9 protein-coding genes are annotated in these 14,478 nt (G+C 55.3%); 1 reads left to right on the top strand and 8 read right to left on the bottom strand.

Annotated elements, in window-relative coordinates:
* Window positions 1-69: 69 nt before the first annotated feature.
* On the bottom strand, window positions 70-1,419 hold the full coding sequence (locus tag IDH45_RS17525) for an ABC transporter substrate-binding protein (RefSeq protein WP_190929419.1): 1,350 nt from the start codon (window positions 1,417-1,419) through the stop codon (window positions 70-72).
* 383 nt (window positions 1,420-1,802) lie between these two features.
* Between IDH45_RS17525 and IDH45_RS17520 the strand changes: the two genes are divergently transcribed.
* On the top strand, window positions 1,803-3,935 hold the full coding sequence (locus tag IDH45_RS17520; RefSeq protein WP_190929418.1) for a helix-turn-helix domain-containing protein: 2,133 nt from the start codon (window positions 1,803-1,805) through the stop codon (window positions 3,933-3,935).
* On the opposite strand, the gene IDH45_RS17515 is transcribed toward IDH45_RS17520, so the two are convergent.
* The 7 genes from IDH45_RS17515 to IDH45_RS17485 all read right to left on the bottom strand — a co-directional run bounded on the left by IDH45_RS17515 (window position 3,925) and on the right by IDH45_RS17485 (window position 14,455).
* A complete protein-coding gene (locus IDH45_RS17515) occupies window positions 3,925-4,755 on the bottom strand; it encodes an HAD family hydrolase (RefSeq protein WP_190929417.1) in 831 nt (276 codons plus the stop codon). The genes IDH45_RS17520 and IDH45_RS17515 overlap by 11 nt on opposite strands.
* Before the next feature lie 153 nt (window positions 4,756-4,908).
* Window positions 4,909-6,663, bottom strand: coding sequence for a pyruvate kinase (gene pyk, locus IDH45_RS17510; RefSeq protein ID WP_190929416.1), 1,755 nt, complete (start codon window positions 6,661-6,663; stop codon window positions 4,909-4,911).
* Window positions 6,664-6,711: 48 nt separating this feature from the next.
* Window positions 6,712-7,695, bottom strand: a complete 984-nt coding sequence (locus IDH45_RS17505) for an acetyl-CoA carboxylase carboxyltransferase subunit alpha (protein ID WP_190929415.1) — start codon at window positions 7,693-7,695, stop codon at window positions 6,712-6,714.
* A complete protein-coding gene (accD, locus tag IDH45_RS17500) occupies window positions 7,688-8,566 on the bottom strand; it encodes an acetyl-CoA carboxylase, carboxyltransferase subunit beta (RefSeq protein ID WP_190929414.1) in 879 nt (292 codons plus the stop codon). Before accD ends, IDH45_RS17505 begins: the two co-directional genes overlap by 8 nt.
* A gap of 125 nt (window positions 8,567-8,691) precedes the next feature.
* Window positions 8,692-8,880, bottom strand: coding sequence for a glutamate decarboxylase (locus tag IDH45_RS17495; RefSeq protein WP_138880633.1), 189 nt, complete (start codon window positions 8,878-8,880; stop codon window positions 8,692-8,694).
* A 98-nt stretch (window positions 8,881-8,978) separates the two neighbouring features.
* Complete coding sequence (locus IDH45_RS17490) at window positions 8,979-9,503, bottom strand: phosphatidylglycerophosphatase A family protein (protein WP_190929413.1); 525 nt, start codon at window positions 9,501-9,503, stop codon at window positions 8,979-8,981.
* Between the two features lie 1,286 nt (window positions 9,504-10,789).
* Window positions 10,790-14,455, bottom strand: a complete 3,666-nt coding sequence (locus tag IDH45_RS17485) for a DNA polymerase III subunit alpha (protein ID WP_190929412.1) — start codon at window positions 14,453-14,455, stop codon at window positions 10,790-10,792.
* Window positions 14,456-14,478 lie beyond the last annotated feature (23 nt).

The raw sequence follows: 14,478 nt of genomic DNA, 5'->3' as shown, positions 1-14,478 counted from the left end.
GCCGGGGATCGCGCGGTTTCGCCGATCTAATCAATAGATGCCCTTCTGCTTTTACGTTTCGTTACTTCATTACTTCTTCTGTGCTTTAACCTGATCGATCTTCTTGTTCGCCGAATCTTCCGCTTCCCGCATCGCCGTATTGATGTCTTTCTCGCCCATCGCCGCGGAGATGAAGGCTTGCTCCAGCTCCCCTCTCGCGATGCCGTCATATTTGCTGCGGTAAGCCGACGGAGCCAGCTTGGCTGGAAGAATCGCCTTTATATTTTTGTTTTTGAATTCCGGATAATTTTGAGCGAACGCCATCTGAATGTCCTTATTATTAAGCGCCGTCAAAATCCCCTTCTTCGAGTTCTCCAGTTGAAACTCGTCCGAGGTCAAATAAGTGAGCACCTCAAACGCTTCCTCTTTCAGCTCGGACGCCGCGGACAAGTAAAAATATAACGGATACGGCTGCGGACCGAGACCCGGCGCATCTTTGAATGCCGGAAATTGCACGAAATCATAGTCCATATTTTTAAAGGTCAGCTCGCGGATTCCGGTTCCCGAAGCATTCAGATACATCGCCACGACTTGATCCTTCTCGAACAATTCTTTCCCGACTTGGCCGCCGAACTGGTTTCTCTTATCCAAATGGTTATTCGGAAGCCGGTAGATTCCGAGCATCGTCTCCATATATTCTTTCCATTTGCTGCTGCTAAAATCGGCTTTCTCCGTGTTCGCATTGATCAGACTTAGGGAGAATGGATTGCGATACAGCATAAAGTTCGGGTATACGAGCGACCCGTGGTACCGTACATCCCCCTCGATCCGCGACATTTTTCTGGACAGCTCATAAAACTCGTCCCAGGTCATACCGTCCTTCGGGTACGATACGCCGAATTTATCGAACAGCGCCTTGTTGTATACGATCGTCGAGGCCGCGCCGGCGACAGGCAGACCGTATATGCCTCCGTTCGCCAATTGCTTGGCCAGGGCAAGCGCAGTAGGCTCCAGCCGGTCGAGATTATATTTGTGCTTTTTGATCAGCGGCGTTAAATCGTACTGCAGTCCGTTCTCCAGCATGTTATCGTTAAACATCAATAAGGAGGAGATGACGATATCAAACTTGGTTTTCGAAGCGAACAATTCGGCAATGGCCGGCTTCGGGTATGGGATGAACGATACTTGGATATGCGGAAATTTCTGCTCTATAGCCGCACCGTAGTCTTTCATAAAGTCATCCACGGACCAGCCGAAGGTCGCATCCTTAAACACCAGCTCGATCGGCTCCCTCTTTTCCTTTACCGGTTCCTTTGCATTCGTTCCCCCTTCAACCGCTCTATCTGTCCCGCTTCCTGTTCCTCCTGCCCCTCCGCAGCCGGACGCGACAATCGTTAAAGCGCCTAGCAGCAAAACTGTTTTACGTCGAAACCGTCCCAACAACAAAAACGCCTCCTTTATGGAATGCATGTGATGAATGCGCCTTCATTATTCCACAAAAGGCTTTGCTCTGGGATTTCAAGTTTTTGCGATTCGTTTCGGAATCTTGATCCGGTGTTATTCAAATCTTTGCTCCGCCTTTCATAATCCGTTGAGCCGCAAGGGATTGGAGTTGATAGGGTCTGCTGCGCACACCATTCTCCAGCTATTTACAGCAACACCTGCCCATGATACGATAGGTTCGATTTTACGGAAATGGACGGAGGGGACAGGCGACAATGAAGCGGAGTGTTTATCCTATCTTTCATTCGGTATATTTTCGCCGCCTCTTCCTTTCCTACTCGATCATAACCTTACTCCTAACCTGCTTGTGTGGGGCGATTTTGTACAATAAAGCGAGGCAGGCGGAGGAGAGGACGCAGGAACAGGACAGCCGCACCCGGCTTAATCAAGTGAAAACCTATATGGAAGAGCTTTATCCGGCCATTTATAAAAACGCTTTCATCAGTGATATATTAACGACAATGGATACGGCTAGCGGGAATGACGATGCCTTTACTTCGTTTTACAAAGAAAACGGGCATAACATTTATCGAATTTATCAGGTTGCGAGCAATCTAAAGGCGATGATGCTGGCCAATCCGGGTACGGAGAACGTATCCGTTTACTTCAAAAACCTGAATTTGATGGTCGATCCATACGCTTATTATAAGGTCGCTCCCCATTCCCCCAAGTACGAGCTGTTAACGGAGCTGGACCAAGGGCATACGGCTACCGGCGTCTGGCTGCCCCTTACCGTCTCCTATGGCGAAAACTCGGCCGACGAGCTGCTCACTTATATTTATACGTTCCCGATCCAGGCGCATGGCGGCGACATCAGCGGATATATGTTCATCGACATTTACAAGTCGCATGCAAACAGCCTGCTGGACTCCCTGCAAAGCTCGGACGATGAGAAGCTGATGATGATCGACCGCAGCCGGAATTTTGCCGCAGCTACCAGCAATGTAAGCGGGACGGAACTGGAGGATTACCGGGCTAAGCTGGCCCGTCTTCCATCCGGTGCCGGCAGGCAGGACGGTTTGCTGTTCAGCGTAATCGGCGGCTACGTCTCCGCTTCCGGCCATGAATGGACATTCGCCTCCATCCGGCCTGTGCAGTCCCTTTCCTTGTTCTCGTATTGGATGAATCCAGAAGTATTGCTGGTCAGTTCGGCCGTGCTGCTGCTTGTTATGCTGTTCACCTATTATTTGACGATCAAAACGTACCGGCCGGTCCGGCAAATGCTCCATAAGCTGCGCGAGACGAATAGCGCTCTCCTGCCCGATCATCAGCATAACGAATTCAAAATGATCGAGCAGGTACTGACCGGCTTAAACCATACCGTGAAGCAGTTGTCCGGGCAGCTCGACGACAAGAAGCTTGCGGCACTGCTCAGCGGCAGTCTTGCCGAGAATGAACTGCCTGTGCGGCTTCAGAAGGATTGCTGCTATTTGGTCGTTAACGTGAAAGTATATCGGGAGAGCGTGAAGGGGTGGAAAACGAAATGGCGCAAACTAGCGCCCCCATTTGCCCACGAAATCATTGAGAAAAACGGAACCGAACTGAGTTTGCTTCTGTTTATTGAGCTGGATGAACGGATAGAGACGAAAAATCTGCTTAAGGAGCTGCTTGATCGGATACTGCAACCGGATTCGGCGAAAGGCGCTTCCTTCGCCGCCGGAGTCGGCGGCATCGTCAGCTATGCGGACGACATTCCCAAGTCTTACGAGCAAGCCCTATTAGCTTTGAGATACTTATTTATGGAAGAGTTCCATCCGATCGTCGATTACGATGAGATTCGTTTGCGCTCCGGCATCCCGGCCATGAACTATGAGCCTCTCGAAAATGCGCTTCGAGCCGGAGACGTCGTCTCTGCCGAACAATGTCTGGACGAATTTGTCGATACACTAAGACGTGACAGGTGGTCTCTCGAAGCCGTCGAGTTTTGCCTGATGCAAATCATGATGGTTGTGTCCAAGGTGATGATCGACTTGAATTCGCGGGAAAGAATGTTCCCGCCGTCTCTTCTGTTTCAAGACCTGCGGCGGGAAACCTTTGCGGATACAATCCGGCAGATTCGCGAACTGTGCGCACAGACCGGGAGTTTTATACAGCGCCACTTGAAAGAAAACGCCGCCCAGGACGACATCTTCCACAAACTTAAAGCTTACATCGACGATCATCTAAGTGAAGATATTTCGCTGGACCGGCTGTCCGACATGGCCGGCTTGTCGACCGCTTATTTGTCCAGACAGTTCAAAGAAGTGCACGGCGTATCCTTCCTGGACTATATGACCCATGCGAGGATGGAACGGGCTTGCGAGCTGCTGAGAAGCGATGCGGGCTCGGTTACGGGAATAGCCGGCCAGGTCGGGTATGGCAACGTCCCTTATTTCTGTACGAAATTCAAGAGCAGATACGGCGTCACGCCAATGCAGTACCGCAATTCGTACAGGCTGGCCCTTAAGGAGTGAGCGTCTGCAAATAGCGGGCGACTCCATGCTCCACATTGGTCGCGAGCCGGGCCGTCGCCTTCTCGATCAGTAGCGGATGGGCGTTGCCCATCGCATACTTCTCGTCGGCGATCTCGAACATCGGCAGATCGTTCAGGTTGTCGCCGAAGCAGACGATCCGATCCGCCTGCAGCAGCTGCTTAAGCTGCGCGACGCCGTCCCGCTTGTTGGCCCGGGGATGATTCATTTCGAGCCAATGGTATCCCGGCGTGTAGATGTCCGGGCCGAAGTGGCACAACACCTCCCTGCTGCGCGAGCTGAACAACCGGTACATTTCCAACAGCTCAGCCTCTGTCCCGATCGCATTCACTTCCATGATCTGTTCGTCGGCCGGAATGTCGTGCTCGGTCACGAGCCGGAACCGCTCGTCACCTATCCGGAGACGGTCTGTGACATAGTTCGTTTCGCTCGGATTAAACAGGCCTTTGTAATATATTTTAAATTGCCCGTTGCCGTCGACGGTGTATACGATCGGATTCAGTCCCAGGCGTTCCTCGGTCTCGATGATTTCCATAGCAACTTGGCGGTCGAGTAGATTGGCGTGGAGATAACGGCGCTCTGCCGGATCGTACAGAAACACCCCGTTAATCAGCACAACCGGCAGCTTCAGGTCGAGCGGAGCCAGGATGTGGCCCGCAGAATCCCACGAGCGCGCCGTCGCTACGGAGAAGTGGCCTCCTGCCGCAATCCATTCGTTTACCGTCCGGATCGTTTCCTCCGATAGCCGTTGCTCGCCGTTGAGCAGTGTCCCGTCCAAATCCGATATGTATAACGTTCTCATCCAAACTCCCCCCGAAACTTTTCATTTTCGCCCATTTAGGAGCCGGGCACCGTCCTCACCCGGCCTATCCCGATCCTTGACTTGCAGGAATAGAGACGACGGACAAGAAGGACCCGTATCCGCAGATTCGGGCCCTTCTGTATGTTCATCGCTTTACAGCACTTTAGCTTGTCCGGAGTAAATGACGCCCACTTCCGCATAAACGGACACTTCCATGTCGTCCTTAAGCAGCGAAGTCGCTTCGTCGACACCGACGATCACCGGAATCCCCAGGCTCAAACCGACTACTGCCGCATGCGAAGTAATGCCGCCGGTTTCCGTAATGACAGCCGACGCCTTCTGGAATGCCGGAATATAGTCTTTGTCCGTGGCGACGGTGACCAGAATCGAGCCTTCCACGACTTTATCCAAAGCTTCCTGAGCGGTGCGCGCTACGACGACTTTACCTGTCGCCGGCTGGCTTCCGATGCCTTGCCCTTTGGCGATCATCTCGCCGACATGGTGCACCTTCATCAGGTTGGTCGTGCCGGAACGGCCTACAGGAACGCCTGCCGTAATGATAACGAGATCACCGAGACGGATATGTCCGGCCTTCATCGCATTGTCTACGGCGAGCTGGAACATTTCGTCCGTATTGCGCGCTTCTTCGCCGTGGGTCGGCAGCACACCCCAGATGAGGCTCAGGCGGCGCATGACTTGCTCGTTAGGCGTAACCGCGATGATCGGCGATTTCGGACGGTACTTGGACACCATACGTGCCGTATACCCGCTCTCGGTAGGCGTAATGATCGCTTTGGCGTCCAGATCCAGAGCGGAGCTGGCGACCGACTGGCTGATCGCTTCCGTAATCGTCGTTTGCTGCGCCGTACTCTGACGAATGAAAATTTCACGGTATTCCAATGCCGACTCCGCACGCTCGGCGATCCGAGACATCGTCTGCACCGATTCGACCGGATATTTGCCTGCCGCCGTCTCACCCGACAGCATGATCGCATCCGTACCGTCGAAGATCGCGTTCGCTACGTCACTCGCCTCCGCACGCGTCGGGCGCGGATTGCGCTGCATCGAGTCGAGCATTTGCGTTGCCGTGATGACCGGCTTACCGACAAAGTTACATTTTTTGATCATCCGCTTCTGAACGAGCGGAACTTCTTCAGCCGGAATCTCCACGCCGAGGTCGCCGCGGGCGACCATCAGGCCGTCGGATACTTCGAGAATTTCATCCAGGTTTTGAACGCCTTCCTGGTTCTCAATCTTGGAGATAATCTGGATATGGTTCGCGCTATGTTCTTCCAGCAGCTGACGAATCTCCAGCACGTCGGACGCTTTGCGCACGAACGAGGCTGCGATGAAGTCAACGCCTTGCTGAATCCCGAAAATGATGTCGTTCGCATCCTTCTCGGTAATGCCGGGAAGCGAGATGCGGACGCCCGGTACGTTTACGCCCTTTTTGCTTTTGATCGTGCCCCCGTTGACGATGCGGCACTCGATCTCGCTGCCGCGAATATCGACGACGGTCAGTCCGATCAGGCCGTCGTCAATCAGAATCGTCGAGCCGACATGAACGTCGCGTGGCAAATCTTTATACGTGACGGAAATGCGTTTGTTATCGCCGATGATTTCCTCAGTCGTGAGCGTGATGGACTCATCCTGCATCAGCTCATAGGAGTCGTCCTTCAGCTTGCCGGTACGAATCTCCGGTCCTTTCGTATCAAGCAGAATCGCTACAGTTTTGTTCAGCTCGAGGCACGCTTGGCGGATGTTCTTGATCCGGTTGCCGTGCTCCTCGAAATCGCCGTGGGAGAAGTTGAGCCTGGCCACGTTCATTCCCGCCGAAATAAGCTGCTTCAGCGCGGGCAAAGATTCACTGGAAGGTCCGATGGTACATACAATTTTCGTTTTGCGCATGATGGTTATGTTCCTCCTGAGATTTCGGATTAACGGGAAGTGCGGGGCCTAATGATCAACTTGCTCCACTGCTTCGTGCATATACGTAAACTTGCCGATCTTGCGGAATTTCTCATAACGATCGGAGACGAGTTCGTCTTCGTTCATCTTCATCAACTGCTGCAGATGGTTCCATATTGCGGCTTTCACGCTTTCGGCCTGCTCCTCCGGATTCCGGTGAGCGCCTCCGCGCGGCTCCTTGATAATTTCATCGATCGCCTCGAGTTGAAGCAGATCGTCGGCCGTAATTTTCATCGCCTCCGCCATCTCCGCCGCTCTGGAAGCGTCCTTGAACAGGATCGACGCTGCCCCCTCCGGCGACAGCACGGAGTAAATTGCGTGTTCCAGCATCAGAACGCGGTTGCCGACGCCCAGCGCCAGCGCGCCACCGCTGCCGCCTTCGCCGATCACGACGACGACGACCGGTACGCGAAGCCTTGCCATCTCCAGCAGATTGCGGGCGATCGATTCGCCGACGCCTCGCTCCTCGGCCGTAGCCCCGGGAAAAGCGCCCTTCGTATCCAAAAACGTAATGATCGGCCTGCGGAACTTGTCCGCTTGCTTCATCAGCCGGAGCGCCTTGCGGTATCCTTCCGGATGCGGGCTGCCGAAGTTGCGGGCGATGTTGTCCTTCGTATCTTTGCCTTTCTGGTGGCCGATTACGGTAACGGGAACGCCCTGAAACTTCGCAATCCCTCCGACAATCGCCAGATCGTCCGCGAACATCCGGTCTCCGTGCATCTCGATAAAATCGGTACAAAGGTATTGAATGAAGTCCAGCGTCGTCGGACGCGACGGGTGGCGCGCGATCGCCATCTTCTGCCCGGCGGTCAAGTTATGGTACAACTCTTCTTCGTGCTGGACGTAACGAGCTTCCAGCTTGGCGATTTCGTCGGAGAAGTCGATTTGTTTCTCTTCACCGAACTTACGCAGATCGTCGATCTTGCTTTTCAATTCGGCAAGTTTACGTTCAAAGGGCAGCTCATTAGCCATTCGCACTTGCCTCCTTGGTCGGTTTAACGGTATGCAGCTCCAGCAGCTTGATCAACGAGGAGCGGAGTTCCTTGCGATGAATGACTTTGTCCAGTTGTCCGTGCTTATGGTTAAATTCCGCCGTCTGAAATCCTTCCGGCAGCTTCTGGCGAATCGTCTCTTCAATCACGATCCGTCCGGCAAAGCCGAAGCGGGCTCCCGGCTCGGCAATGATAATGTCGCCAAGCATGGCGAAGCTGGCGGACACTCCGCCGTAGGTCGGCTCGGTTATGATCGAAATATATAGGCCTCCGGCATCGTCAAGCTTGGCGAGCGCCGCGCTCGTCTTGGCCATCTGCATCAGGCTGAGGATGCTTTCTTGCGTCCGTGCTCCCCCTGAAGTCGAGAAGATGATCAGCGGATACTTTTTCTGGATCGCGGTTTCGATCGCTCTCGTAATCTTTTCTCCGACTACGGAGCCGAGCGTGCCGAGGAAAAAGTCGGCGGTCATCACCGCCACGATAACCGGATAACCTCCGATCGTCCCTTCGCCGGTAACGACTGCATCACGAAGGCCCGTCGACTCCATCGACCGGGTCAGCTTGTTGACGTAGTCGGGGAATTCCAACGGGTCTTCGGAAATCATATCGCGGTCGAATTCGAAAAAACGGCCGTCGTCCATCGTAATCTCAATTCGTTCAAAGGCACTCAGCTTGTTATGATAATCGCATGATGTGCAAACCTTCAAGTTTTTGCCCAATTCCTTGCTGTACTGAATTGTGCCGCATTTGGGGCATTTGCTCATGATGCCTTCCGGTATTTCACGCTTCGATTGTTCCGACGGGATGGTAGCGTACTTGCGTTTCTTCTGGAAAAAATCTTTTATTGCCACATTTACACCTCTCCAAAACCGTTGTCATCCGTATTCGGCGCTGCAGACCGGCGCATGCCCGAGGCTGGAACGGACGCATGCCCGGGCGAGCGCAGTCGCCTCTATCGTGCCGCTTCGGGTGTACCTCATCCGTGCAAAATTGCGTTCAACACTTCCTGGACTTCTTCCAGCTCGCCCTCAGGAACGAGAATTTCGAATTGATGCTTCGATAGGCTAACAGGGCGAACTTGTACCAAAAACCCTTCATCCGTCAGTTTTTGTTTGATTCGCTCTGCGATTTTCGCGGTCGGAGCGATATAGATGACCGTCCACATGCTACTGAAAACCTCCCTGACTACCGAAACGCCTCTCGTGTACATTGCAACCATGATACCATATTCCGTCTTTTACCCGCAAGGAAACTGGTGTCGAATCATGGCGCCGGGTCCTCGTTCTTTTGATCGCCGGAGTCCTCGCTGTCATATTGCTTGGCGTTTTTGTTCTGATGCGCGATCCTGGCCGACGCCGCGGCAGCCAGCCCGGCGACCAGATCGTCGAGGAAGACGTGGATCTCTGTGGCGTGGTTGTTGAGCGAACGGATGACGCCTGTTTTTTCCTTGTCCAAATAGCCGAAACTGGTCAGCCCGATCATCCCGTATACGTGCACGATGCCCAGGGCGAGCGTCTCATCGACGCCGTAGAGCGACTCGTCGTTTTCCATAATTTCCTGCAGCGGCTGTGGCAGCAGCCCTTTCTCCGCCAGAATGTCCAGTGCGATTCCAGTGTACAGCGTATACTGCACTTCCCGTTTACTGAGTACGGCCATGACGCTTTCCTCGCACTCTTCCACCGTCAGCTCGTCGTTGTACGGCAGTTGGAGCTTGTGGACGATCTCCGCGACCTGCCGGAGCGTGACGCCTCTTTCGGCAAGCATATGCAAAGCCAAACGGTTGGACATAGGCATTTCCTCCTGGTATATGGATATGGATTCACTAAGCGTGGCCGAGCTTCTTGCGCCGGGTTGCCAGGGTGCGAGCGGTCCGCCCTACCTCCACCTCAGCCATGCGACGCCTATCGGAAATAGGACGGTAAGGGCCCGGTCACCCGTCCGGGTTTTACTAAATGTATGCAGACCGGCCGAGGAATGTTCGGGATAAGTTGTCCGTTTTTTGCGTTTTTTTGGGAGCGGATTGTTGGGGACACGAAAGGGCGTTTAATTGGCCTTACGGGCGGCGGGCGGCGGGACGGAAAGCGCGTGGAGATCAATTAGACGATAGGCGATGGATGGAGAGGAGACGGGGGCCGGATGGCGGTGACTAGTTGGCGCAGGACCGATAGTGGGCGGTTAAGCGGATGGCTATTGGCGGGAAGCGGGACGGCGGTGGGGAGCTAGTCAGTGGCTATTGGCGCAGGGCAGGATGGTGGACGGTTAAATGGCTGGCTATTGACGGGTGGCGGGATGGTGGTGGGTAATTAGTCAGTGGCTATTGGCTGAGGGCAGGACGGTGGTTGGTAAAGCGACGGTTGGTGCGAGAGCGGGGTGGCGGGAGAAGGATGGTCAAATCCAACTGATAAGGGTGGTTTGTGACTCTTAATGGGCGGACTCCGTTCATTTTTACAATATTAAGAGCTTTTGGGAGCTCTTATTCTAAGCTTTTCGAGCGAAATCAAAGGAAATCCGCAAAATAAGAGGGGTAAAAAGCTCTTATTTTGAGAAGCGAGGCGATTCGGAGCAAAATAAGAGGTGCTAGCAACTCTTATTTTGAGCTTCCAGTTAGGTTCGGCGCAAATGCCCACCTGTAAGAAGGATTAATAGAAAATATTAGTTAAAACCCTCATCATACCAGTGAATTGTTGTGCTCCCATGTCACATTAAACGAAAGCACACACTTCCAGCAACCCGGGATCGTGTCCTCAATAGCAGCAGGCTCCTCCTTATACACCGGCATAGCTAGGGCTGCTATCCTTCCCAGAAACAAAGCAAAGAAGCATCCGCTTCCATAGAAATATGGAGACGCATGCTTCTATGACTTCTATCGGTCCGAATCCGCGATAGATTGTTGGGCTAGGTTGGAACAGGCTTTGGTCTATTGAGCCGCCTTTATTCTTGCTCGCAGGCTAAGTTCTCCCCTCTCGAATTGCCCTGCGGACGGGGACGGTATGGCTCTGCTTGACGAATGCCCGTCTGTCCATGCAACCGGCTGCTGCACCGTCAATCTTCGTCAATCGGCATCCGCCTTACAGCTATTTGACACGAGCGGAGTCGGGTCCCATGATATCGCCGATTTCCTTGATCAGATCCGGCGACGGCTTTACATTGTACGCCTCGTTCAGCGCAAGCAGGCGCTGTTCGCGTTCGTAGAAAAGCACGACCGGCATCGCTCCTGCGTGCCGCTGCAGCAAGCTTTGCAGCCCGCTCAGCCGCTGCGGCTGCTCGCGGTCCGCGGTTATTTTGACGAACAGCCGCTGCGTCCGCCCGGGCGCGCTGCGTGCAGGTTCGGGCTGCTTCGCCTGCGGCGTTTGCACACGCACTTGTGCCGGCTCTTCGCCTCCGGCGGCTCCCTCACCCGATCGCTCCGCTCTCACGCTCCCGGCCGCGTTCCTCGCTTCCGCTACTGCTGGCGCTGGCGCGCTCTCGCGTCTCGCTTCGCCGCCGCGCGAAGCAGCGACTCCGCTTCGCGAGCCGCCCGGTTGGCGCTTCAGCGCCCGGGCCTGCTGCGACGCATCGGGCGCCTCCAACGGCACGACGCGGTCTGCGATCAGCTTGACGTCCTCGTCGTGATGCTGGAGCCGCGCCTTCATGAACAGCGCATTCCCTTTTTGCATAAGCGTGGACGCCTTCTTCCACACTTCCGGGAACAGGACAACCTCCACCTTGGCGATCCGGTTCTCCAGCTCGGCAAACCCCATCGGTTGCCCTTTCTTGGTCAGGTGCGGCTTAGCGGACAGTACCATGCCCGCTACGAGCACCTCCGCATTGTCCTCGTATTCCGGCAGCTCGTGCAGCAGATCGGCGTCCACCTCCGCGATCAGCTCCTCGTACGCGTCCAGTGGGTGTCCCGACAAATACAAGCCGAGCAGCTCGCGCTCAAACTCCAGCTTCTGCATCTGCGAATACGGCCGGACGTCCGGCAGATCGACCGTCCAGTTCGTTTCCTCCGTAAACCCGAACAGATGGAGCTGCAAATCTTCCCGCTCCTTCTTCCACTTCTGCGCCGCCTCCACGGTCTCGTCGAGCACGGCGATATGCTGGGCGCGGTGGCCGGGCAGCGAATCCATCGCCCCGCCCTGAATGAGCGATTCGATCACCCGCTTGTTACAGACACGCAAATCGACTCTCCGGCAAAAGTCGAGCAAACTCTCGTAAGGCCGGTCCCCGCGCTCGCGGATAATCGTCTCCATCGCGTGCGTACCGACGTTTTTGATAGCGGCCAGCCCGAAGCGGATCGCACCGTTCACCGGCGTAAACTGGATGCCGCTCTCGCAGACGTCCGGAGGCAGCACCTCGATGCCCATCTTGCGGCATTCGTCGACGTATTCGGCGACCTTGCGATGGCTGCCCATCACCGAGGCGAGCATCGACGCCATGAACGTCACCGGATAATGCGCCTTCAAGTAGGCAGTCTGGAACGCCAGCACCCCGTAGGCGGTCGCATGCGCGCGCGGAAAGCCGTAATTGGCAAACCGGACAATCATATCGTATACCTTGTTGGCTTCCGCTTCCGAGTATCCTTCCTTCAAGCTTCCGGCGACGAAATGTGCCCGTTCCTCATCGAGCACCTCCCGCTTCTTCTTGCTGACCGCCCGGCGCAGCTCATCCGCCTCTCCAAGCCGGAAGCCCGCCATCTTGGAGGCGATCTGCATGATCTGCTCCTGGTAGACGATAATGCCGTACGTATCGCGCAAGATCGGCTCCAGCTCCGGATGCGGGTATTCCACACGGATCAGGCCGTGCTTGCCCTGAATGTATTTGGGTATAAATTCCATGGGTCCCGGACGGTATAAAGCGACTACGGAGATAATGTCCTCGAAGGTCGAAGGCTTCAGCTCCTTGAGCACGCGCCGGCATCCGGCCGATTCAAACTGGAAAATACCGGTCGTATCGCCGCGGCTCAGCAGCTCATACGTTGCCGCATCCTCATAGGAAACCGCATGGAAATCGATCTTCTCTCCGGTCTGTTCGCGGACCCAGCGGAGCGTCCGCTCGATAATGGACAAGTAACGCAAGCCGAGGAAGTCCATCTTCAGCAGCCCGACTGCTTCCAGATTCTCCATCGAATATTGCGTCAGCGCGACGGTTTCCGTTCCTTCCTGGAGCGGTACATAGTTGGTCAGCGGCTCGCGCGAGATGACGACACCCGCCGCGTGCGTGGACGCATGACGGGGGAACCCTTCCACCTTCATCGCCATCTCGACGAGCCGGGCCGTGCCCGGATGTTTGGCGCACAGATCCTTCAGCTCCTGGCTCTGGTTCAGCGCTTCTTCGATCGTAATGCCGAGCTGATTCGGGATCAGCTTGGCCGCACGGTCGACCTCGTGATAAGGCAAATTCATAACCCGCCCGACGTCGCGCACGGCCGCTTTGGCCGCCATCGTTCCGAAGGTGATAATCTGGGCGACATGCTCCACGCCGTATTTGTCCACCACATAGTTGATAACTTCGTCGCGCCGCTCGTCGCTGAAGTCGATATCGATATCCGGCATCGAGACGCGCTCGGGGTTCAGAAACCGTTCGAACAGCAGACCGTACTTGATCGGATCGACATCGGTAATGTTGAGCACGTAAGCGACCAAGCTTCCGGCAGACGAGCCCCTCCCGGGACCGGTAACGATCTCCTGCTCGTGGGCAAAGCGGATAAAATCCCATACGATCAGAAAATAATCGGAATACCCCATATTGCCGATCACGTCGAGCTCGTAGAGGAGACGGTCTTCCAGCTTGGCCCTGTATCCGGCATCCGCCCACTTGGACAAGGCGCGGTACCGCGTTGCCAGCCCTTCCTCGCACAGCTTGCGCAAATATTGCCCGGAAGTCATCCCCTCCGGAACAGGCTGGTATTCCGGCAGGATCAGCTGTCCGAGCTCCAGCTCCAGCGAGCATTTGTCCGCTATGTCGATCGTATGGTCCAGCGCCTCCGGAACGTGGGCGAACAGCTTCGCCATCTCCTCGGGACTTTTCAAGTACATTTGCTCCGTATGGAACTTGAGCCGGTCGGGATCATCCAGAGTCTTGCCCGTCCCGATGCAGATAAGCACGTCTTGGGCGACATGGTCTTCAGCCATCACATAGTGGGCATCGTTCGTCGCGACCAGCGGGATGCCAGTTTCGCGGCTGAGCCCGATCATCGCCTGCATGACCTTTTTTTGCTCGATCAGGCCGTGATCCTGAATTTCCAGGTAAAAATCGTCGCCGAACATGCCGCGGAACCTTAGCGCAGCCGCCAGCGCCTCTTCCCGGCGATCATACAGCAAATGCTGCGAAATCTCGCTGCCGAGACAAGCGCTTAAGCAGACCAGTCCTTCGGCGTGCTTCGCGAGCTGCTCCAGATCGGTGCGGGGCTTGTAATGAAACCCGCGCAGATGAGCGTCCGAGACCAGCTTCATCAGGTTGCGGTACCCCGTCTCGTTTTTGGCGAGCAGGATCAGATGATGCGTAGGCTGCTCCTGCCGGGACGCCTTCGTCAGCATCGAACCGGTCGCCACGTACACCTCGCAGCCGATAATCGGCTTGATTCCGTTTGCTTTGCAAGCTTTGTAAAACGGGATGGCGCCGTACATCACTCCATGATCGGTGAGCGCCAGAGCCGGCATGCCGAGCCGTGCCGCTTGCTCCGCCATTCGCTCGATGCGCGAGGCTCCGTCCAGCAGACTGTATTCGCTATGTGCGTGCAAGTGCACAAACCCTTTCACCAGCGTATCCCCCTTGCGTGTTC

Source organism: Paenibacillus oceani (assembly GCF_014705615.1).
Lineage (GTDB): Bacteria > Bacillota > Bacilli > Paenibacillales > NBRC-103111 > Paenibacillus_AB > Paenibacillus_AB oceani.
The sequence above is the reverse complement of the archived record's forward strand: the minus strand, read 5'-3'. Positions and strand labels throughout refer to the sequence as shown.